At 67.0% G+C, this 21,653-nt stretch carries 19 protein-coding genes; 9 read left to right on the top strand and 10 right to left on the bottom strand.

Going from position 1 to position 21,653, the window contains the following annotated elements:
* Positions 1-41: 41 nt before the first annotated feature.
* From QWG60_RS09420 to QWG60_RS09400, 5 genes are all read right to left on the bottom strand, one after another.
* The gene (locus tag QWG60_RS09420) at positions 42-1,958 is read right to left on the bottom strand and encodes an EAL domain-containing protein (RefSeq protein WP_146909761.1); all 1,917 of its coding nucleotides are present in this window, start codon (positions 1,956-1,958) and stop codon (positions 42-44) included.
* A 3-nt stretch (positions 1,959-1,961) separates the two neighbouring features.
* Positions 1,962-2,678: a transglutaminase-like cysteine peptidase gene (locus QWG60_RS09415; protein ID WP_186810090.1), complete on the bottom strand. Its 717-nt coding sequence runs from the start codon at positions 2,676-2,678 to the stop codon at positions 1,962-1,964.
* A gap of 75 nt (positions 2,679-2,753) precedes the next feature.
* Positions 2,754-3,917, bottom strand: coding sequence for a cation diffusion facilitator family transporter (locus QWG60_RS09410; RefSeq protein WP_146909759.1), 1,164 nt, complete (start codon positions 3,915-3,917; stop codon positions 2,754-2,756).
* Positions 3,918-3,980: 63 nt separating this feature from the next.
* The gene (locus QWG60_RS09405; protein ID WP_146909757.1) at positions 3,981-5,135 is read right to left on the bottom strand and encodes a 1-acyl-sn-glycerol-3-phosphate acyltransferase; all 1,155 of its coding nucleotides are present in this window, start codon (positions 5,133-5,135) and stop codon (positions 3,981-3,983) included.
* A gap of 28 nt (positions 5,136-5,163) precedes the next feature.
* Positions 5,164-6,096: a recombination-associated protein RdgC gene (locus tag QWG60_RS09400; protein ID WP_016856473.1), complete on the bottom strand. Its 933-nt coding sequence runs from the start codon at positions 6,094-6,096 to the stop codon at positions 5,164-5,166.
* Between the two features lie 159 nt (positions 6,097-6,255).
* Here QWG60_RS09400 and QWG60_RS09395 point away from each other — a divergent pair, with 159 nt between their 5' ends.
* The 8 genes from QWG60_RS09395 to QWG60_RS09360 all read left to right on the top strand — a co-directional run bounded on the left by QWG60_RS09395 (position 6,256) and on the right by QWG60_RS09360 (position 17,446).
* Positions 6,256-6,675 carry an acyl-CoA thioesterase gene (locus QWG60_RS09395; protein ID WP_046078524.1) on the top strand — a complete coding sequence of 140 codons (420 nt, stop codon included), beginning with the start codon at positions 6,256-6,258 and terminating at the stop codon, positions 6,673-6,675.
* A gap of 205 nt (positions 6,676-6,880) precedes the next feature.
* Positions 6,881-9,583, top strand: coding sequence for a DNA gyrase subunit A (gyrA, locus tag QWG60_RS09390; RefSeq protein WP_107181780.1), 2,703 nt, complete (start codon positions 6,881-6,883; stop codon positions 9,581-9,583).
* Positions 9,584-9,606: 23 nt separating this feature from the next.
* Positions 9,607-10,710, top strand: coding sequence for a 3-phosphoserine/phosphohydroxythreonine transaminase (gene serC, locus QWG60_RS09385; protein WP_146909755.1), 1,104 nt, complete (start codon positions 9,607-9,609; stop codon positions 10,708-10,710).
* A gap of 91 nt (positions 10,711-10,801) precedes the next feature.
* On the top strand, positions 10,802-11,893 hold the full coding sequence (pheA, locus tag QWG60_RS09380; protein WP_035599783.1) for a prephenate dehydratase: 1,092 nt from the start codon (positions 10,802-10,804) through the stop codon (positions 11,891-11,893).
* Positions 11,894-11,909: 16 nt separating this feature from the next.
* Positions 11,910-14,207: a bifunctional prephenate dehydrogenase/3-phosphoshikimate 1-carboxyvinyltransferase gene (locus QWG60_RS09375; protein WP_246124728.1), complete on the top strand. Its 2,298-nt coding sequence runs from the start codon at positions 11,910-11,912 to the stop codon at positions 14,205-14,207.
* Positions 14,204-14,893: a (d)CMP kinase gene (gene cmk / locus QWG60_RS09370; RefSeq protein WP_046078529.1), complete on the top strand. Its 690-nt coding sequence runs from the start codon at positions 14,204-14,206 to the stop codon at positions 14,891-14,893. The genes QWG60_RS09375 and cmk overlap by 4 nt, the downstream gene beginning before the upstream one ends.
* A gap of 177 nt (positions 14,894-15,070) precedes the next feature.
* Positions 15,071-16,750, top strand: a complete 1,680-nt coding sequence (gene rpsA / locus QWG60_RS09365) for a 30S ribosomal protein S1 (protein WP_035593551.1) — start codon at positions 15,071-15,073, stop codon at positions 16,748-16,750.
* A 318-nt stretch (positions 16,751-17,068) separates the two neighbouring features.
* A complete protein-coding gene (locus QWG60_RS09360; protein WP_035593549.1) occupies positions 17,069-17,446 on the top strand; it encodes a histone-like nucleoid-structuring protein, MvaT/MvaU family in 378 nt (125 codons plus the stop codon).
* An 85-nt stretch (positions 17,447-17,531) separates the two neighbouring features.
* Here the strand turns inward: QWG60_RS09360 and QWG60_RS09355 are convergent, their stop codons facing one another.
* Entirely contained in the window at positions 17,532-18,326 is a 795-nt protein-coding gene (locus QWG60_RS09355; protein WP_146909751.1) for a helix-turn-helix transcriptional regulator, read from the bottom strand.
* Positions 18,327-18,637: 311 nt separating this feature from the next.
* Between QWG60_RS09355 and QWG60_RS09350 the strand changes: the two genes are divergently transcribed.
* Entirely contained in the window at positions 18,638-18,937 is a 300-nt protein-coding gene (locus tag QWG60_RS09350) for a hypothetical protein (RefSeq protein ID WP_035593546.1), read from the top strand.
* A gap of 29 nt (positions 18,938-18,966) precedes the next feature.
* Here the strand turns inward: QWG60_RS09350 and QWG60_RS09345 are convergent, their stop codons facing one another.
* The 4 genes from QWG60_RS09345 to QWG60_RS09330 are packed head-to-tail and all read right to left on the bottom strand — an operon-like array spanning position 18,967 to position 21,616.
* Complete coding sequence (locus tag QWG60_RS09345) at positions 18,967-19,839, bottom strand: DNA replication terminus site-binding protein (protein WP_146909749.1); 873 nt, start codon at positions 19,837-19,839, stop codon at positions 18,967-18,969.
* 4 nt (positions 19,840-19,843) lie between these two features.
* Positions 19,844-20,074, bottom strand: coding sequence for a DNA gyrase inhibitor YacG (yacG, locus tag QWG60_RS09340; RefSeq protein ID WP_035593542.1), 231 nt, complete (start codon positions 20,072-20,074; stop codon positions 19,844-19,846).
* A 43-nt stretch (positions 20,075-20,117) separates the two neighbouring features.
* Positions 20,118-20,747, bottom strand: a complete 630-nt coding sequence (gene coaE / locus QWG60_RS09335; RefSeq protein WP_146909747.1) for a dephospho-CoA kinase — start codon at positions 20,745-20,747, stop codon at positions 20,118-20,120.
* A 17-nt stretch (positions 20,748-20,764) separates the two neighbouring features.
* Positions 20,765-21,616 carry a prepilin peptidase gene (locus QWG60_RS09330; RefSeq protein WP_107181786.1) on the bottom strand — a complete coding sequence of 284 codons (852 nt, stop codon included), beginning with the start codon at positions 21,614-21,616 and terminating at the stop codon, positions 20,765-20,767.
* Positions 21,617-21,653: the final 37 nt, after the last annotated feature.

Raw genomic sequence — 21,653 nt, 5'->3', positions numbered from 1 at the left:
CGGCCTTGTGGTCGGCGGTGTTCATTGGGGCGTGAAAACGGCTAGAAGCCGGTCTTGTCATTGTGGCGAATGCCCGGGCCGGTCACCCCGTCGAGCCCCAGTTCGAAGAGTGCCCGGGCCTGGTCGTGGGTCTCGACGCCCTCGGCGATGGCCAGGATGCCGAGCGAGTGGCAGAGCGTCGCCATGCCTCGCAGGATCGTCTGCTGTTCATGGCTTTCCGAGATGCCCTGCGTGAGCGAGCCGTCGATCTTGAGATAGGCGAGGCCAAGGTCGTGAAGGTTGGAGATGCGCGTGAACTCGGCGCCGACGTGCTCGAGCCCCACCCGGCAGTCCAGAGGCTGGAGCGCCTTGCACAGGCTGCGGAAGTGCTCGACATCCTGAATGGCCAGATTGCCGGGGATTTCGATCCACAGCCGACGGGCGGCCTCGGGGCGGGCGCTGAGACGCGCGCGAAGCTCCAGGGCGAAGCGAGCATCCCGCATCGCGTCGGCGGAAAGGTTGATACCCACCGGCTGATGGCGCTGGGTGATGTCCCGCAGGGCGGCATCGACGACGGCCAGGTCGAGCTGCGTCGTCATCCCCAGACGTGAGACCCAGGGGATGAACACGCCGGCGGCGTGCCACTGCTGCTTCAGGCGCAGCCGTGAGGGGCACTCGAAGTGCAGCAACTTGCCGTCGCGATCCAGTACCGGATAGTGGGCCAGGTCGACGCCTTCCTGAAGGGCGCCCTGGAGTGCCTCTCGCCATTCGGCATGGTTCTTGAACAGGCTGCCCGGCTGGTCGCCGTCGAGGATGACGATGTCCTGTTGTCCGTGGGATTCGGCCATCGACAGGGCGCCGTCGAGGCCGGCCAGCAGCGTGCCGCGATTGTCACCCTGGACATAGTGGCCGATCGCACCGGGTAGCAGGATGGCGGTGTCGCGGGCCTCGGCCAGCGCCTGAATCCGGGTGCTCAGCTTCTGCTGGGCGAAGGTCAGGTCGTCGAGCCCGGGCAGCAGCAGGGCGAAGTCGCTGCCGTTGAGGCGCCCGACCAGGCCGCTGCCGTGGTCCTGGGTCAGCTGTTCCAGCGAGGACACGAGCTCCTTGAGCAGGGCATCGGCGCCGGAATGACCGAGCCGCTCGTTGATGTCAGCCAGGTGGCTGACGCGGATCAGCGCCAGGCCTCCGCTGGCCCGGACGTCCTGGCTCTCCAGGTGGATCTGCAGCTGGGTGAGGAAGGCCTCGCGGTTCAGGGCGTCGGTCACCGCGTCGTGCTGCAGGCGGCGACGCAGTACATCGAGCTGCTGGCTCTCGCGCCCGAGCATGTCGCCCACGTCGCGACTCAGCTGGTTCATGGCCTCGACCACGTCACCCAGTTCCCGGGTGCGTGGCACGGGGGAGGTGGTGAAGCGGCGCATGCTGATGTCCCGTGCCTGCTCCACGACGCGGTGCAGGGGCAGGCGGATGCCGCGAATCAGCCAGCCGCCCAGCAGCAGGCCGAGGGTCCCGGCCAGCGCGAACCAACCGGTCAGCTTCAGGGTGCTGTGCCAGAGCGAGCGGTAGGCGTAGCTGTGCTGGCTTTCCACTGTCAGGGTGCCGAACTGCTGCCAGCCGTCCTGGATAACCGCCACGCCGGGCGCCACGTTGAAGTCGATCAGATCGACGAACCAGGCCGGGACATCGCCGATGGCCTCGTCGGCCTGACGGGCATCGATCAGCTCGCCGGTGGGGGTGCGCAGCTCGATGCGTCGATAGTAGCCGGTATCGAACTGGGCGGCGATCAGCAGCTCCAGGGTGACGTCGTCCTTCGGCATCTGGGTCATCGTGAGCGCCAGGGCGTTGGCATTGTCGGCGTTCTTGATGCGCACTTCCTGTTCGATGTAGGCGCGGCTCGTGGTCACGCCGATGAACAGGCTGGCTCCGAAGGACAGCAGCACCAGCCCGACGATGATCAACCACAGCTGCTTGATGAGTGACATGCGTTATCCCCCCTGGATGAATCCTTGCTGCCGCATGCGGTCGATGGCGCTGCGCCAACGCGAGAGACGCGCCACCGGATCGGCGCGCGACTGGCTGGAGCCCCCGGCCCACAGGCCGCTGCCGTTGAAGCTGAACAGCGGGTCGAGATCGGTGCGTCGGCTGGCCGGCGTGATCGACGTCACCAGATTGTCCAGCACCATGGGTTCCGCGCCGGGCGAGGCATAGTAGCCGAGCACCATGTGCGCCTGGGTGATCCGGCTGCGGCCGATGCTAGCCTTGACGTAGATCAGTCGCAGCTGTGACTCGGGCACGTCCAGCTCGCGCAGCGACACGTACTTGGCGATGGTGAAGTCCTCGCAGTCGCCGGCGCCGCGGCCCAGCGTCTCCAGCGGCGTTGCCCAGTAGTCTTCCTGACCCCAGACCCTTTCATCTTCCAGCCAGCGCACCCGGCGGTTGACGAAGTCGTTAACTCCGCGCAGCTGGGCGTCGATGTCGGCACCCCTCAGCTCGTCGAGCATCGCCAGCCATTCTTCCAGCACCGAGACGCCGTTCTCGCCATAGGCCTGACGCATGCTGACGCGCAGGCGCGCACGGTCGAGGCGTGCCTGAGCGTCGGCGGTATGCAGGCCCAGGACGCCCGCCGTCAGCAGACCGCCCAGCAGGGCCAGGCAGCGCCGGCGGCCGGGCGATATCGGGCCGGGGCGAAGGGCGTCGGACATGTCGTCCCGCTAATGAAGGATGGTGGCCTGCATCTTAGGCGGGTAGTGGCATCAATGCGAGAGCATGAATCGCGCTCAGGCGCGTCCCGGCCCTTGCCAGAGCCGCAGCCGGCCCAGCCAGTCGAGGTCGGCGGCCGCGCGCCGCAGGTCGGTCGCGGCATCATCCAGATCGAGCGCCTCCGGTGCCGCCAGATACAGCGACACGTCGATGCGATCGTCCAGGTAATGCAGGTCCAGGTCGATGCGGGCCCGCCAGGCCGGGGAATCGCCCCAGGCATCGTCCAGCAGCGACTCGACATCGTCACGCAGCGGCAGGCCCGGGCGCCGGCTGTGCTCGGTCTGGCCTTCGTCGTCCTCCGGGTCGATATGGAAGGTGATGTCGGCCAGGTGAGGCATGGCCTCGCGCAGTCGGCGGCTGACGGCATTGCCGATCTCGTGGGCCTCGGACACGGTGACCCGCGGTGGCACCACGATATGCAGGTCGAGCAGGGCGTCGCCAGCGATGCGGCGGGTGCGCAGCTCGTGGACGCCATGGACACCGGGCACCGTCTCGGCGGTGCGCTTCAGCAGCGCCTGCTCGTCCTCGGGCAGCGCCGTGTCGATCAGCTCCTGGCTGGACTCCCACAGCAGGCGCCCGCCGATCCGGCCGACCATCACGCCGACGACGATCGCCGCCAGTGCGTCCATCCAGGCGTACCCCAGCTGGGTCGCGACCAGGCCGACCAGTACCACCAGGGTGGAGAGCGCGTCGGAACGGGAGTGCCAGGCGTTGGCCTCGAGCAGGCGTGAGCCGATACGCCGTGCGGCGCGCATCGTGTAGTGATAGATCGCTTCCTTGGCGAGTAGCGAGGCGAGCGCGATGGTGATCGCCCATCCGCCGGGGGCGGGGACCGCGTCGCCGCCGATCAGCCGGCCCAGGCTCGCCCAGGCGATGGCGCCGGCGACGAAGATCAGCACGCCGCCGAGCCACAGCGTGGCCAGGGTCTCGATGCGGCCGTGGCCGTAGGGATGTCCCTGATCGGGCGCCTGGCGGCCGAAATGCGTGGCCGCCATCACGAACAGATCGGTGAGGATGTCGGAGAACGAGTGAATGCCGTCGGCGACCAGTGCCGCCGAGCCCACCATCAGGCCGGCGATGAGCTTGGCCATGCCGACCAGGAAGTCCACCACCGCGCCGACCAGCGTGACCTTGTGGGCTTCCCGAGCCTGGGTGGCTCGCTGTTCGTGGCTCGGGGTCATTCAGGCTCTCCTGTCGGCGCTGGGGCGACGCTCCCTGTCACCCCACAGCATACGACAGCCGGGCTATATCCTGCCGTGAACGTGGCGTACCGGATTGGCGTACTGGGCCAGCCACCAGTCGCGCAGTTCCGCCGGCACCTCGGCCAGGCGAGCCTGGAAGCGGGCGCGGTCGGCGTCGGTGACCTCGCTCAGGTCGAGCAGCTCCGGGGCGTCCCCCAGCGCCTCGAGGGCCAGGTAGTGACTGGGGAAGAGGTGATAGCCGCCCAGTACCTGGCGGTCGATCTCCGCGGCGACCGCCTCGGGGCTGTCGAAGTCCGCCGAGAGCGGGGTGCCGAAGCGCAGGTGCACACGGCCCTTCTGACCGGTGATGCCGGCGACGATGGAGCGGATGTCCTCGAACTCGCTCTTGTCGTAGCCGCCGCTGGTGTGCACGGCATGCAGCTCGCGGGCCTTCTGGACGTCGCAGGGGTCGTACTCGTAGCTGATCGATACCGGCACCACGCGCAGCTCGGCGATGGCCTCGCCGATGCCGGCATCGCGGTCCTCGCTGCGTCGCGCCATGCTCAGCATCTTGACGATCGCCGGGTCGGTGCCGTCGATGCCGTCCTTGGCGCGGCCCTCGCGCTGGGCCATCCAGATCGAGTGGTTGTCGCCGGTGATCGAGTGGCGGATATAGGCCGAGAGCTTCTGATAGGCGGCCAGCATGGCGCGCTTGCCGCGGGCACTGCGTGGCACGATGAAACTCTTGTTGAGCCGCATCAGGTCGGTGACATAGGGCTTCTGCAGCAGGTTGTCGCCGATGGCGATGCGCACCGTGTTGCGATCCGCCAGATAGAGGGCGTAGTTGACGAACGCCGGATCCAGCGAGATGTCGCGGTGGTTGCCGATGAACAGATAGGCCGTGTCGGGTTCCAGCCGTTCGAGGCCATCGACGCGAAAGTCGGTGGTCGAGTTGCGGATCATCCGCTGCATGTAGGACGCGATGCGATCCTGGAAGCCGCGGATGGAAGTGACGCCGCGCACCTCGCGGCGTACCGCGGCGCTGGCGATGGCCCGCGACAGTCGCGGCATCCACCTGGCCAGGCGCGGCAGGCGGAAACGGGTCAGGGCATCGAGCAGTTCCGGATCACGGGCGAGGCGCTCGAGGACCTCGGGCACTTCGTCGTCATGATAGGGCCGAATCTCGGCCCAGGGATCGTTGTCGTGTTGGTCTTGCATGGTCGTCATGAGCGCGGGGCCGTGTCGGTCAGGCGGAAGGGGTGGCCTGGCCGGCCTGGGCTTCGCCGCCCAGCCAGGCCAGCAGGCGCTCGATGCCGTCGGCCAGCGCCTGGGTCATCAGCATGAAATCGGTTTCCAGTCGCACCAGGGCGTCGTCGCCGTCGTCGGTCTGGCCGGCCTCGTCGATCAGGGCGTCGTCGAAGCGCAGCGACTTGACCGCCAGGTCGTCGTGGAGCACGAAGGTCAGCCGGCCCTCCAGGCCCAGCGCCATCTTGCTGGCCTGGCGGCCGCTCTCCAGCAGCTGCTGGATCTCGTCGCTGTCGAGGTCGACCTGGCGGGCCCGCAGCACGCCGTCGTCGCCCTTGGCCTTGAGCTCGACCTGGTCGCCGAGTGCCATGTCCTCGGGCCGGGAGGCGGCATCGCCGAGCCAGGTGGTCATGGCGCGCATCGGCAGGGTCTGGCTGGCCAGTGGCGTGACCTTGAGGCTGCCCAGCGTCTCGCGCAGCAGATCGAGCAGCTCCTCGGCGCGCTTGCGGCTGCTGGTATTGACGGCGATCAGGCCGCGGCGGGTGTCCCACCACAGGTCGACCTTCTGGCTGCGAACGAAGGCTCGAGGCAGCAGTTCCTCGTAGACCTGCTCCTTGAGCGTGAGCTTTTCCTGGCGGCGCAGCTTGCGGCTCTCGGCGACCTCGATCGCCTCGACGCGCTCCTCCAGCTCTTCCTTGACCACGGCGGCCGGCAGCAGGCGTTCCTGGCGCAGGGCGGTGATCAGGCGCTGGCCCTGCAGCTCGTGGAGCAGCTGAGTGCCGGCCCGTCCGGCGGGGGCGCACCAGCCGAGGCGGCGCGCCTCACTGCCGCCCAGCGGGCGAAACGCCTGCTCGCCGAGCGCTTCCTCGAGGCGGGCGGCGTCCAGCTCGGGCGCGTCGTGCAGGCGATAGAGATGCAAGTGCTTGAACCACATGAATGAAGCGTTTCCTGGGCGAAAAGGAGGCACATTATGGCGAATGGGGAACGGGGGTGCCAGCACGCGAACGGCATCGGCTTCAAACTGCTGTTTGAATGTCGGCGGCGGGCCTGACTAGAATCGGTTTTCCTTCTTTCATGGTCCCGGGAGATTCTCATGGCTGATCGTCGTTCCACCATTTCGCTGCGCGTTCGCGGCTACCACCTGGACGGCTACGGCCACGTCAACAACGCCCGCTATCTGGAATTCCTCGAGGAGGGGCGCTGGAGCTTCTTCGACGAGCGCCCGGCGCTCGGCGAGGTGGTTCGCCGGGGGGAGGTGGCCTTCGTCGTCGTCAATCTCAACATCGACTACCGGCGTGCCGCCACGGCCGGCGACGAGCTCGAGGTCGTCACCGGCCTGGCCGAGCTTGGCAGCCGCAGTGCCCGCATGCACCAGGACGTGCGCCGGGCGCGTGATGGCAAGACCGTGGCCAGCGCCGACATCACCTTCGTGCTGCTGGACGTGGCCACCAACAAGGCGGTGAGCATCAGCGGCGATTTGTACGAGGCTCTGGCGCCGCTGGTTGTCGAATGAGGTGCCGCGGCGGCACGAGAAGGCGTCAGCGTCTCCTCTGGCGGGGTATCGCCGTCGCGGCATGCCAGGACGCCGTGAACGGCGATGGCCCGTCAGACCGCTGCTTTGCGGCGCCCGGAGTGGTATGATGCTCGGCTGAAATGGCGCGCCGTCTCACGGCCAGACGGCGCGCCAACCTCTTGCAGTGCAAAGGATTCGACGACCCATGGGTGACATCGCCAGAGAGATTCTGCCAGTCAACATCGAGGACGAGCTCAAGCAGTCGTACCTCGATTACGCGATGAGCGTGATCATCGGCCGTGCGCTGCCCGACGTGCGCGATGGCCTGAAGCCGGTCCACCGCCGTGTGCTGTACGCCATGCACGAGCTGGGCAACGACTGGAACAAGCCGTACAAGAAGTCGGCGCGCGTCGTCGGCGATGTCATCGGTAAGTACCACCCTCACGGTGACAGCGCCGTCTACGACACTATCGTGCGCATGGCCCAGGACTTCTCCATGCGCCACGTGCTGGTGGACGGCCAGGGCAACTTCGGTTCCATCGATGGCGACAACGCCGCCGCGATGCGTTACACCGAGGTGCGCATGGCCCGGCTCGCCCACGAGCTGATGGCTGACCTCGAGAAGGACACGGTCGACTGGGTCGACAACTACGACGGCACCGAGCGCATCCCCGACGTGCTGCCGACCAAGGTGCCGAACCTGCTGGTCAACGGCTCCTCGGGCATCGCCGTGGGCATGGCGACCAACATCCCGCCGCACAACATGACCGAGGTGATCGACGGCTGCCTGGCGCTGATCGACGATCACACCCTGACGGTCGACGACCTGATGGAGTACATCCCCGGTCCGGACTTTCCTACCGGCGGCATCATCAATGGCCGCGCTGGCATCCTCGAGGCCTATCGCACCGGCCGCGGGCGCATCTACGTGCGCGCCCGCCATACCATCGAGCATGACGACAAGACCGGTCGCGATCACATCATCGTCACCGAGCTGCCGTACCAGGTGAACAAGGCGCGGCTGATCGAGAAGATCGCCGAGCTGGTCAAGGACAAGCGCATCGACGGCATCGCCGAGCTGCGCGACGAGTCCGACAAGGACGGCCTGCGCGTCGTCATCGAGGTCAAGCGCGGCGAGTCCGGCGAGGTGGTGGTCAACAACCTCTTCGCCCAGACCCAGCTGCAGAACGTCTTCGGCATCAACATGGTCGCCCTCGAGGGCGGCGAGCCGCGCACGCACAATCTCAAGGAAGTGCTCGAGGCCTTCATCCGCCACCGCCGCGAGGTGGTCACCCGGCGCACCCTGTTCGAGCTCAAGAAGGCCCGCGAGCGGGGTCATATCCTCGAAGGTCTGACCGTCGCGATCTCCAACATCGACGAGGTGATCGAGCTGATCAAGGCCTCGCCGAACGCCGCCGAGGCCAAGGAGAAGCTGCTCGGCCGCAGCTGGTCGCCGGGTCAGGTCACCGGCATGCTCGAGCGGGCCGGCGCCCACTCCTGCAAGCCCGAGGACCTGGAGGAAGGGTTCGGCCTCAACGACGCGGCCACCGAGTATCGCCTCTCGCCGGCCCAGGCCCAGGCGATCCTCGAACTGCGCCTGCATCGCCTGACCGGCCTCGAGACCGAGAAGCTGCTCGACGAGTACCTGAAGATCCTCGAGCGGATCGCCGAGCTCACCGAGATCCTGGCCAGCGCCGAGCGCCTGCTGGAAGTGATCCGCGAGGAGCTCGTCGCCGTGCGCGATCAGTTCGGCGAGGCGCGTCGCACCGAGATTCAGGCCAGCCATCTCGACCTGTCCATCGAGGATTTGATCGCCGAGGAAGACATGGTGGTCACCGTGTCCCGCTCCGGCTACGCCAAGACCCAGCCGCTGTCCGACTACCAGGCCCAGCGTCGCGGCGGCCGCGGCAAGTCCGCCACCTCGATGAAGGACGAGGATGTCATCGAGCATCTGCTGGTGGCCTCGACCCACGACACCGTGCTGTTGTTCTCCAACCGCGGCAAGGTCTACTGGCTCAAGGTCTACGAGATGCCGGCGGCCAGCCGCGGCTCGCGCGGCAAGCCGCTGGTCAACCTGCTGCCGCTGGACGAGGGCGAGTCGATCAACGCCATCCTGCCGGTGCGCGAGTACGATCCCGAAAGCTACATCTTCTTCGCCACCGCCAAGGGCACCGTCAAGCGCACCAGCCTGGAACAGTTCTCCCGGCCGCGCAGCGTGGGCCTGATCGCCATCGAGCTGGAAGAAGACGACCGCCTGGTCGGTGCCGCCATCACCAGCGGTTCGGACCACGCCATGCTGCTGTCGTCCAACGGCAAGGCAATCCGCTTCGAGGAAAACGACGTGCGCGCCATGGGCCGCACTGCCCGCGGCGTGCGTGGCATGAAGCTGCAGGGCGGCGCCGAGGTGATCAGCCTGATCATTCCGCAGAGCCAGCGGATCGACACCGAGGGCGAGGACGCGTCGGTCGATAGCGTCGAGGACGTCAATGGCAACGGCGGCCAGATCTACATCCTCACCGCCAGCGAGAACGGCTACGGCAAGCGGTCCCGCCTCGAGGAATTCCCGCTGCGTGGCCGCGGCGGCCAGGGCGTGATCGCCATGCAGACCAGCGAGCGCAACGGCGCCCTGGTGGCGGCGATGCAGGTCTACGGTGCCGACGAGATGATGCTGATCACCGACCGGGGCACCCTGGTGCGGACCCGCGTCGACGAGGTGTCGATCAGCTCGCGTAACACCCAGGGTGTGATGCTGATTCGCCTGGGCGAGGCCGAGTCACTGGTCAAGACGGTGCGCATCGACGAGCCCGAGGAAGACGCGGCGCCCGCCGAGGACGCAGAGGGTGACGAGAGCGGCGCCCCCGATGCCGAGGCCGGCGGTGAGCCGTCGGCCGCGGACGACGAGCAGTAATAGCTAACGGAACGACAACGCTGATGACACGCCATTTCAATTTCTGCGCCGGCCCTGCTGCCTTGCCGCAACCGGTGCTGGAACGTGCCCGAGACGAGCTGCTGGACTACCAGGGGCGCGGTCTCTCGGTGATGGAGATGAGCCATCGCTCCGCCGAGTTCGTGGCCATCGCCGAGCAGGCCGAGCGCGACCTGCGCGAGCTGCTGGCGATTCCCGACAACTACCGGGTGCTGTTCACCCAGGGCGGGGCGACGCTGCAGTTCGCTTCCGTGCCCTTCAACCTGCTGGGCCGGGGCGGCAGCGCCAATTTCTTGCATACCGGGATCTGGGGCAAGAAGGCCATCGCCGAGGCGCGTCACCTGTTCGGTGCGGCGCCGGTGGTGGCCTCCAGTGAGGCGAACGGCCACAGCGCCGTGCCACGCCAGGCCGATATCGCGCTGACCGATGACGCCGCCTATCTGCACTACACCGCCAACGAGACCATCGGCGGTATCGAGTTCGATTACGTGCCGCAAGCGGTGCGCCCGGACGGCACCGAGGTGCCGCTGGTGTGCGACATGTCGTCGAGCATCCTGTCCGGGCCGCTCGATGTCTCGCGGTTCGGCGTCATCTATGCCGGTGCCCAGAAGAACATCGGCCCGGCGGGCCTGACGCTGGTGATCGTGCGCGACGACCTGCTCGACCAGGCCTGCGCCGAGATGCCGAGCCTGATGGGCTACAAGGCACAGGCCGAGGCGGGCTCCATGGTCAACACCCCGGCGACCTACGGCTGGTACCTGGCCGGTCTGGTGTTCCAGTGGCTCAAGCACGACATCGGTGGCCTGGCGGCCATGGATGCCCTCAACGCGCGCAAGGCCGAGAAGCTCTACGCCGCTATCGACGGCAGCGACTTCTACTCGAACCCAATCGCCCGGGCCAATCGCTCGCGGATGAACGTGCCGTTCGTGCTCGCCGACGACCGGCTCGACAAGGCCTTCCTGGCGGAATCGGAACATGCGGGACTGCTGAACCTCAAGGGCCACCGCAGCGTCGGCGGCATGCGGGCCAGTCTCTACAATGCCGTGCCCGAGGCCGCCGTGGACGCCCTGATCGACTTCATGGCCGACTTCGAACGACGCAACGGGTGAGGTGGGGGCGGGCGTCCATGCGGCGCCCGCCCTCGCGCCTGATATCTCCGTATGACAACGGGGCGTGGCCCCGAGACAAAGGGAACCACCGATGAGTGATGCCCCCATCAATCTCGATTCGCTGCGGCAGCGGATCGACGAGCTGGACACCGACATCCTGCGTCTGATCAGCGAGCGAGCCGAGTGCGCCCGTCGCGTCGCCGAGGTCAAGACCCAGGGCGACCCCAAGGCCGTGTTCTATCGGCCCGAGCGCGAGGCCCAGGTGCTGCGCCGGATCATGGAGCTCAACCCCGGGCCCCTCGACGGCGAGGAAATGGCGCGCCTTTTCCGCGAGATCATGTCCGCCTGCCTGGCGCTCGAGCAGCCGGTCAAGGTCGCCTACCTGGGCCCCGAAGGCACCTTCACACAGCAGGCCGCGCTCAAGCACTTCGGCGAGAGCGCGGTGAGCCTGCCGATGGCGGCGATCGACGAGGTGTTCCGCGAGGTCGAGGCCGGCGCGGTGAACTACGGTGTGGTGCCGGTGGAGAATTCCACCGAGGGCGTGATCAACCATACCCTGGACTCCTTCATGGACTCCGGCATGGGTATCTGCGGCGAGGTGGTGCTGCGCATTCACCATCACCTGCTGGTGGCCGACACCACGCGTCGCGACAAGGTCTCGCGGATCTACTCGCACCCGCAATCCTTCGCCCAGTGTCGCAAGTGGCTGGATGCCCACTACCCCCACGCCGAACGTATTCCGGTATCCTCCAACGCCGAGGCCGCACGCCTGGTGAAGACCGAGTGGCACAGCGCCGCCATCGCCGGCGACATGGCCGCCAAGCTCTATGGCCTGACGCGACTGGCCGAGAAGATCGAGGATCGCCCGGACAACTCCACGCGCTTTTTGATCATCGGCAATCAGCCGGTGCCGATGTCCGGCGAGGACAAGACCTCCATCGTGGTCGCCATGCGCAACCAGCCCGGCGCCCTGCACGACCTGCTCGAGCCGTTCCACCGCCACCAGATCGACATGACCCGCCTCGAGACGCGTCCGTCGCGCAGCGGCGTGTGGAACTACGTGTTCTTCATCGACTTCAAGGGCCATCGCGACGAGCCCCGCGTCGCCGCGGTGCTCGAGGAAGTGCGCCTGCGCGCCGCCGAGCTCAAGATCCTGGGCTCCTACCCCCAGGGCGTGCTCTAGGATGCAGCAGAAGGCAATGCCCTCCCGGCTGCTGATCGTCGGCCTCGGGCTGATCGGCGGGTCGCTCGCCGCCGCGCTCCGTGCCGCCGGCTTCGGGGCGTCTGAGAAAGGCGCGGCCGGCTTCGGGGCCGCTGAAAAGCGTGCCGAGATCCTGGCCTGCGATCCCGACGCCGACGAGATCGCTCGAGGCATCGAGATGGGGCTGATCGACCGCGGTGACACTCGGCTGGCCTCGCTGCTCGAGGACGTCGACCTGGTGGTGCTCGCGGTGCCGGTGCTGGCCATGCGCCAGGTGATGGGCGAGCTCGCCGCGGCCGGCGCCGTCGAGCAAGGCCTGGTGATCACCGACGTGGGCAGCACCAAGGGCGCCATCCGTGAGGCGGCCGTGGAGGTGTTTGGCGGCATGCCGGCGAGCCTGGTGCTGGGCCATCCCATCGCCGGCTCCGAGAAGAGCGGCGTGGCGGCGGCCAACCCCGGGCTCTATGTCGGCCACAAGGTGATCCTGACGCCCGAGCCGAGCACCGATCCCGAGGCGCTGGGCAAGGTGCGCACGTTGTGGGAGGCCGCCGGCGCCGAGGTGCTGGAGATGGACGTGGCGCGCCACGACGAGGTGCTGGCCCGCACCAGTCATCTGCCGCACCTGCTGGCCTTCTCGCTGGTGGATACCTTGGCACGCCAGGACGAGCGTCTCGACATCTTTCGCTACGCCGCCGGCGGCTTTCGCGACTTCACCCGCATCGCCGGCAGCGACCCGGTGATGTGGCGCGATATCTTCGTCGCCAATCGCGACGCCGTGCTGCATGCCCTCGACGACTTCGAGGCCGGTGTGGCCCGGCTGCGCGAGGCGGTCGAGGGCGGCGACACCGATGCCATGCTGGCGACCTTCGATCGCGCCAGTCATGCCCGGCACTACTTCGATTCCCTGCTTAACCAGACCAGTTACCAGGCGGAATACCAGATGCAAGCACAAGACCAGCTGCGCTACCGGGTCAGCCCCGGTGGCGGCGTGACCGGGCGCATCCGCGTGCCCGGCGACAAGTCGATCTCCCACCGCTCGATCATGCTCGGCGCCCTGGCCGAGGGCGTGACCGAGGTCTCCGGCTTCCTGGAAGGCGAGGACAGCCTGGCCACCCTGCAGGCGTTCCGCGAGATGGGCGTGGCCATCGAAGGGCCGCACCAGGGGCGCGTCACCGTTCACGGCGTCGGCCTGCACGGCCTCAAGGCGCCGGCGGGACCGCTCTACGTGGGTAATGCCGGCACGGCCATGCGCCTGTTCGCCGGGCTGCTGGCCGGCCAGTCGTTCGACACCGAGCTGACCGGCGACCACTCGCTGACCAAGCGCCCCATGGGGCGCGTGGCCGATCCGCTGCGCGAGATGGGCGCGGTGATCGAGACCGCCGAGGGCGGTCGCCCACCGATGAAGATCAAGGGCGGCCAGCCGCTCAAGGGCATCGACTACGACATGCCGATGGCCAGCGCCCAGGTGAAGTCCTGTCTGCTGCTGGCCGGACTCTACGCCGAGGGCGAGACCCGGGTGCGCGAGCCGGCGCCGACCCGCGACCACACCGAGCGCATGCTCAACGGGTTCGGTTATGAAGTCGGGCGCGAAGGCGATACCTGCTGGCTGCAGGGTGGCGGTCGCCTGACCGCGGCGCCGATCGACGTGCCGTCGGACATCTCCTCGGCGACCTTCTTCCTGGTGGCGGCGGCCATCACGCCGGGGGCCGATCTGGTGCTCGAGCACGTGGGCACCAATCCGACCCGCATCGGGGTGATCAACATCCTCAAGCAGATGGGCGCCGACCTGCGCCTCGAGAACGAGCGCGAGGTAGGCGGCGAGCCGGTCGCCGACCTGCACATCCGCTATGCGCCGCTCAAGGGCATCGACATTCCGGTCGACCAGGTGCCGCTGGCCATCGACGAGTTTCCGGCGCTGTTCGTCGCCGCCGCCAACGCCGAGGGCACCACCCGGCTGCGCGATGCCGCCGAGCTGCGCGTCAAGGAATCCGACCGCCTCAAGGCCATGGCCGATGGCCTCTCCGCGCTGGGCGTCGAGAACCGCCTCTATGAAGACGGCATCGATATCGTCGGTCGTCGCGAAGGGCAGGGCGGCGACGGCCCGAGCTACGGCGGCGGACGCATCGACAGCCTCGGCGACCACCGTATCGCCATGGCCTTCAGCGTGGCGGCGCTGCGTGCCTCCGGCGAGATCGTCATCGACGACTGCGCCAACGTGGCCACGTCCTTCCCCGGTTTCGTGGACCTGGCCCGCCGCGTCGGGCTGACTCTCGCCGAAGAGCAGGAGGCCTCATGAGCGATCAGGCGCCGGTACTGACCATTGACGGCCCGGGCGGAGCCGGGAAGGGCACCATCAGCCGGCTGGTGGCCGAGCGGCTGGGTTGGCACCTGCTGGACAGCGGGGCCCTCTACCGGCTGACCGCCCTGGCCGCCACCAAGCACGACGTGGCCCTGGACGACGAGCCGGCGGTGGCGGCGATCGCCGAGACGCTGGATGTGGTGTTCCTGGCCGAGAACGGCGAGGCGAGCGTCCTGCTCGAGGGCGAGGACGCGACCCGCACCATTCGCACCGAACAGGTCGGTGACGCCGCCTCGCGCGTGGCCTCGTTGCCGGCGGTGCGCGAGGCGCTGCTCAAACGCCAGCGCGACTTCCGCCAGGCCCCGGGGCTGGTCGCCGACGGGCGCGACATGGGCACCGTGGTGTTCGTCGAGGCGCCACTGAAGATCTTCCTCACCGCCAGCGCGGAGGAGCGGGCGCGGCGGCGCCAGCGCCAGTTGCGAGAGGCAGGGGTGGATGCTAGTCTATCGAGTCTTCTCAAGGAGATTCAGGCACGCGATGCACGCGATATGCAGCGCAGCGTGGCCCCGCTCGTACCGGCCGAAGACGCCGTCGAGCTGGACACCACGAGCCTGACGATACCGGAAGTGGTGGATCGGCTGACGGAGCTGCTGGCCCGGCGTGGGCTCGCCTCCGACACCTGAGCTCCCTTGCGGCGCCCCCGGAACGATGTGATGACGTGGTCGGGCACCTATGTGTCCCGTGAGCCCGGCCAGGTCGAACCAGCGCCAACATCCCCGGGGGCAGTCTGAAATGGCCCGTACTCGCTGGTGGTACGGAGGAGCGGCCCTGCCGCACAACGTTGATCACGTAGGAACATCATGAGCGAAAGCTTTGCTGAACTGTTTGAACAGTCTCTCCAGGACATCAACATGGAGCCGGGCGCCATCGTCGCGGCTGCCGTCGTCGACATCGAGGGTGACTGGGTCACCGTCAATGCCGGCCTGAAGTCCGAAGGTCAGATCCCCGCGGCCCAGTTCCGCGACGACAACGGCGAGCTGACCATCGCCGTCGGCGACGAAGTCCACGTCGCCCTGGAAGCCGTGGAAGACGGCTTCGGCGAGACCCGTCTGTCTCGCGAGAAGGCCAAGCGCGCCGAGGCCTGGAAGGTTCTGGAAGCGGCCTTCGAGAAGGAAGAGATCGTCAAGGGCGTGATCAACGGCAAGGTCAAGGGCGGCTTCACCGTCGACGTGGATTCCATCCGCGCCTTCCTGCCGGGTTCCCTGGTCGACGTGCGTCCGGTGCGCGACACCACGCACCTCGAGAACAAGGAACTGGACTTCAAGGTCATCAAGCTCGACCCGAAGCGCAACAACGTTGTCGTTTCCCGTCGTGCCGTTCTCGAAGCCGAGAACAGCGCCGAGCGTGAAGCCCTGCTCGCCACCCTGCAGGAAGGCCAGCAGATCGTCGGTATCGTCAAGAACCTGACCGACTACGGCGCCTTCGTTGACCTGGGCGGCGTCGATGGCCTGCTGCACATCACCGACATGGCCTGGAAGCGCATCAAGCATCCGAGCGAGATCGTGTCCGTGGGCGACGAAGTCAGCGTCAAGGTGCTGAAGTTCGATCGCGAGCGCAACCGCGTCTCCCTGGGCCTGAAGCAGCTGGGCGAGGATCCGTGGGTCAACATCAAGGCTCGCTACCCGGAAGGCACCAAGGTGCACGCCACCGTCACCAACCTCACCGACTACGGCTGCTTCGCCGAGCTGGAAGAGGGTGTCGAGGGTCTGGTTCACGTCTCCGAAATGGACTGGACCAACAAGAACATCCATCCGTCCAAGGTCGTTCAGGTCGGTGACGACGTGGACGTCATGGTGCTGGATATCGACGAAGAGCGTCGTCGTATCTCCCTGGGTATCAAGCAGTGCACCGCCAACCCGTGGGAAACCTTCAACGCCCAGTACAACAAGGGCGACCGCGTTGCCGGTACCATCAAGTCGATCACCGACTTCGGTATCTTCATCGGTCTGGAAGGCGGCATCGACGGCCTGGTTCACCTGTCCGACATCTCCTGGACCGAGACCGGCGAAGAGGCCGTTCGCAACTTCAAGAAGGGCGACGAGGCCGAAGCCGTCATCCTGTCCATCGATCCGGAGCGTGAGCGCATCTCTCTCGGTATCAAGCAACTGGACAGCGATCCGGTCGCCGAGTACCTGGCCGTCAACGACAAGGGTTCCATCGTCACCGGCCGTGTGGTCGAGGTCGATGCCAAGGAAGCTCACGTCGAGCTGGCGACCGATGTCGTGGCCGTGCTCAAGGCCTCCGAGATCAGCGCCGACCGCGTCGAAGACGCGCGCAACGTGCTGAACGAGGGCGACAGCGTCGAGGCCCGCATCGTCGGCGTCGATCGCAAGAATCGTCAGATCAGCCTGTCCGTCAAGGCCAAGGATCAGGACGACACTCGTCGCAACATGACCAAGCTGCGCGAACAGCAGGAAACCGACCAGGATGGCCCGACCACCATCGGCGACCTGATCAAGCAGCAGATGGGTCAGGACTGAGATTCCCGGGCTCTGCCCATGCAGTGAATCTTGGCAAGACCGGAGGCGTCGCCCGCGAGGGCGGCGCCTCTTTTTTCGTTTGGTGGTCCTGTCCGAGGGGGCCGGGCGTCTTCCGTTTGTGAGCCCGCCGATGACAGGCGTTGAATCGCTGCTATATTAAAAAGCGTTAATAAAATGCATTTTATGAGTGAGTTGGCGCTTTATATTTAAACGCCTCGGTGCGTGAGTTAAGCATTGTGTAAACGTTGCGTTATATGCCGATAGACGCAATAATGTTGAGGCATTCCCGAGACTCCTCCCTAGACAAGGAACTTTTACATGTCCTCACTGCTCAGCAACTACATGCAGAAGGAACAGCAGCTCAAGCAACTTCAGGACGAACTCGATCGACTGGAGAATGACGAGCGCCTCAAGGCCGAGCTGGAATTCAAGACCAAGCTCGAAGCCCTGATGAAGGAATTCGACAAGAGCGCCAATGACGTCATCGAGCTGCTGAATCCGAAGCCTGGCGCCGCGCCGAAGGCCGCAGCCCCCAGTGCCGGCACCCGTCGCAAGCGCAAGCTGAAGATCTACAAGCATCCCCAGACCGGCGAAGTCGTCGAGACGCGCGGTGGCAATCAGAAGACCCTGAAAGCCTGGAAGGACGAGTTCGGTGCCGAGACCGTCGAGTCCTGGCTGGTACGCACCGAAGATTGAGCACGATCGTCGGTCGAGCGACATCGGCAGACGGCAAGAGCATTCAGTAAAGACGCCGCCCGAAGGGGCGGCGTCTTTGCGTGCATCACAGCAGTGGGATGCGAAGTTCCAGACCGTGGCCGGCCTGCAGCAGCAGCGGCGCGTCGCCACTGATGGGCTCTCCCTCTCCGGAAACTCCGCGACAGGCCATGTAGAGCACGGCGGCGTCCAGTTGGCCGATGTCCTGCAGTCGCACGCAGGCGTGGCGCTGAGCCGGCAGATGAAGCGTGCGGAAGGCCGGCGGTAGTGCCAGGTTGGCGTCTCCGCCGCTCAGCTGCACGCCCAGGTCGAGTCGGGGCAGGGCGCCTTCCAGCGGTCGGTCGTGAAAGATGGCCACGGGGGGAGCCTTGTCGAGCCGAGCCGGCAGCGCTTCGGCGCCCGGGGTGTGACGCAGCCAGTCGCGCAGGTCGTCGCGAAGCCTGTCCGGGCGGTAGAGGCGTGTCAGCACGGCCTTCTGCGAGGGCTGTTCCCGAATGTCATAGTGAAAGTCTTCCGTCGCGTTCAGCCGGCGCTTGAGCGAGACGCGCACCGCCTGGCGAAACCGACGCGGAGACTGTTCGTAATGGCGCTGAAAGGCGCGTGAGAATGCGGAGTGATTCCGGTAGCCGCAGACGCCGGCAATCTGATTGATGTTGCTGGAAGTGTGAATCAGCAGGCGTGCCGCCTTCTCGAGCCGTAACCGGTCGCGATAGGCGCCCGGCGATAGTCCGAAATAATGTCGGAACCGGCGCCTGACCTGTGATGAGGAATAGCCCATCTTGCTGGCCAGCTCTTCGATTCCCTTCTGGCTGCCCATCGTGTCTTGCAGCCATATTTCCGCGCGCATCATGTCCTGGCACATGGCCTTCCCCTCGTACTGCGTTGTTCCCCGTGCGCCGCTAGTAATCCTTGGCTAGCAGATCTTGTGCCGGAATGTTGCCTGCGGTGGCAGTTGATATCGTTGTAGGGCCACAGTCACTGTTTTATGCCGCCTAACGGGGGGCCAAGGCAAGTTTGCCTCCGGGTATTGAGCGTTTCTGCACATAATGCGGGCGAGAACCGTCAGGCAGGTGCTTGTCGCAGAGCCGAGGGGTATAATCTCTGGGTATCTCGCCTGGCCATGGCCCTCGTTGTCGTCCTTCTCTGGCCAGGCCTTGAACCGACTGGTTGCGAATGAAACAGCACAAATTTCAAAAGCCCATGGATGAGCGTGAGAAGTTACGCAAGTTCCGTGAACTCGATGATGCCTTCGCCGAGGCATTGCGCGAACTCGAGACCCCCGGCGCGGCCCCGGATATTCCCGCCGAGCCTTCCTCTACGGATGCACCGCATGCACGGCAGGTGGAATCGTCGGAGAGCCGCCAGCAGCTCTTCGAGCGCCGTCTCCGTGAGCTGATGCAGGATTATTCCCAGCAGGAAGACAGCGTCAGCGATCTGCTGCAGACGCTTCAGTCACTCGGGCGTATTGCCTGAGGCGCCTCACCTGAGACCCGGTGCGGCCGTCAGCGGCGGTAGCGATAGACCCTGAGGCTCGGGAGCAGCGGCTCCTGTTCCAGTCGCTCGTCGCGGCGACGCGCACGCGTGCGCGTCTGGGGCGGGTGGTCGGGGGGCTGGTTGTGATCCGGCAGACGCCCGTCGTCGGCCGGGACGAACAGCGGCAGTGCCACGTTCATGGCGCGTCGCCGATGGCCGTCTTCCAGGGGCTCGCGAAAGAACAGGTTGGCCCGCATCAGTGGCGCCTGGGTCTGCACCTGGGCCAGGGGCTCGCCGTCCGGAATGCCGGCCAGCTGACGCAGCTGGATGCGCACGTGCGGGGCGTCGGTATCCAGGGCCAGCAGCTTCTGTTCGGCCTCGCGCACGCTCAGTCGCTTGATGGAGCGCCCGCTCGAGTACCAGGCGAAGCGCACCCTGGCCACCGGCGCCGGGGCCAGCGGAATGGCTCGCCAGCACTGCTTGAGATGCAGCCTCGCCAGGCCGCTGCCACGTAGATGGGTATGCAGCTCGGGATGGCGAAAGGGCAGCACCGCCTTGATCTCAGGCAGCAGTGAGGGCTCCTCCTCCCGGATCCTGGCCAGCAGGTCGGCGAACGCCTGCTTGGTGTCGTTGACCCGCCGGGCGGCCTCCATGGCCGCCGGCGTGGCGGCCACCAGGCCGACATGACTGCGCGTGCTGCGTCCGTCCTGCCCATCCTGATACCAGACGTCCAGCAGCGCCTCGTGCAGCCAGGCGGCATCGGCCTGTTCACGCCCGAAGGCCCAGGCCTGGCCACCCTCGTGACGCCAGGTGTTGACCAGTGTCTCGCTGGCCTCGACCAGGCCATCGAAGGCGGCCTCCAGTCGGGCCAGCAGCTGGTATTCGGGCGCGGGGGTGGTCATCGGCTCAGACGCCGCCGTCGCGGTCGGCGCGGGCCAGCAGGGCGTCGATGTCGGTCTCGTCCATGGCGGGCTCGCCGGCGATGCGATGCGATTCGTCGGCCCAGGCGCCCAGGTCGAGCAGGCGGCAGCGCTTGCTGCAGAAGGGGCGGTAGGGATTGTCCTCGCTCCAGGCTACCTTGGTGCGGCACTGGGGGCAGGCGACCTCGAGGGGGCGCTCGGACTCGGCTTGGCTCATAGGGATTCTCTCGGCGTCAGTCAATCGAGGAAAGGATGACGAATCAGCGCGCCGGGGGCAAACCGGAAAGCGTTCGATAGTGCCGGTCCAGCTCGGCCACCCGGGCGGCCAGGCCGGCCTCGTCGGTGGCGTTGTCCAGCACGTCGTCGGCGCGGGCCAGGCGCGTGTCGCGGGGCATCTGGGCGGCCACGATGGCGCGGGCCTGGGCGTCGTCGACGCCATCGCGGGCGGCGGTGCGTTCGATCTGCAGCGTCTCCGGCACATCGACGACCAGCACCCGGTCGACCAGTGTGTGCTGGCCCGACTCGAACAGCAGCGGCGAGACCAGCAGCGCGTAGGGGGCCGGGCTTTCGCGGAACTCGGCGAGGCGTTCGAGCAGGCGTTCGCGGATGCGCGGATGCGTCACGGATTCCAGCCAGCGCCGCTCGGCCTCGTCGGCGAACACGATCTCGCGCAGGGCTCGGCGATCCAGGCGGCCGTCCGCCTGCAGCACTTTCGTGCCGAAGCGCTCGGCGATGGCGGCGAGGGCAGGCTCGCCGGGCTCGACCACCTCGCGGGCGACGTCGTCGGCGTCCACCCAGGGAATGTCGTGCGCGGCGAAGGCGCGGGCCACGGTGGACTTGCCGGACGCGATGCCGCCGGTCACGCCGATGATCAGGGTCGTGTCGCTCATCTCTCTGTCATCTCCCATCACATCATCAGGGTCAGGTAGTGGGCCATCAGCGGCTCACCGACCAGCAGCGCGATCCAGCCGGCCGCGGCGAGCCAGGGGCCGAAGGGCATGGGGGCGCCGCGCAGGCGCGGCACGGCCAACTGGACGATCACGCCGACGATGGCGCCGGCCCCGGCGGCCAGGATCAGCACCAGCGGCAGGTAGACCCAGCCCAGCCAGGCGCCCAGCGCGGCGAACAGCTTGAAGTCGCCGTAGCCCATGCCTTCCTTGCCGGTCACCAGCTTGAACAGCCAGTAGAAGCCCCACAGCGAGAGATAGCCGGCCATGGCGCCGATCACCGCGCTCGGCAGCTGCAGCGGCTGGAACAGCAGCTGGTAAAGCAGGCCGGCCCACAGCAGCGGCAGGGTCAAGGCGTCCGGCAGCAGCTGGGTGCGCAGGTCGATGGCCGCCATCGCCAGCAGGCTCAGGCAGGCGCCGAGGACGAACAGCCCCTCGAGGGTGGGGCCGAACAGTGCCGTCACCGCGAGCGTCAGCAGGGCGCCGGCCAGCTCCACCAGTGGATACTGGGGGCTGATGCGGGTGCCGCAGCGAGCGCAGCGCCCGCGGCGTTTCAGCCACCCGATCAGCGGCAGGTTGTCGTGCCAGGCGATGGGGGCCTCGCAACGTGGGCACATCGAGCGCGGCGTGGCCAGGTTGAAGGTCGAGGTGTCTTCCGCCTCGAGCTCCAGCGCCTCGCGGGCCTCGGCCCGCCACTCCCGCATCAGCATCACCGGCAGGCGAGTGATCACCACGTTGAGGAAGCTGCCGAGGCACAGGCCGACGATCGCGGCCAGCGGCCACAGCAGGCTAGGGGGAAGATCGACAGGCAAGGGATGCTCCTTATCCGCGAGGAGAGGGTGGTAAAGG

The organism is Halomonas halophila (genome assembly GCF_030406665.1).
GTDB lineage: Bacteria > Pseudomonadota > Gammaproteobacteria > Pseudomonadales > Halomonadaceae > Halomonas > Halomonas halophila.
The sequence above is the reverse complement of the archived record's forward strand: the minus strand, read 5'-3'. Positions and strand labels throughout refer to the sequence as shown.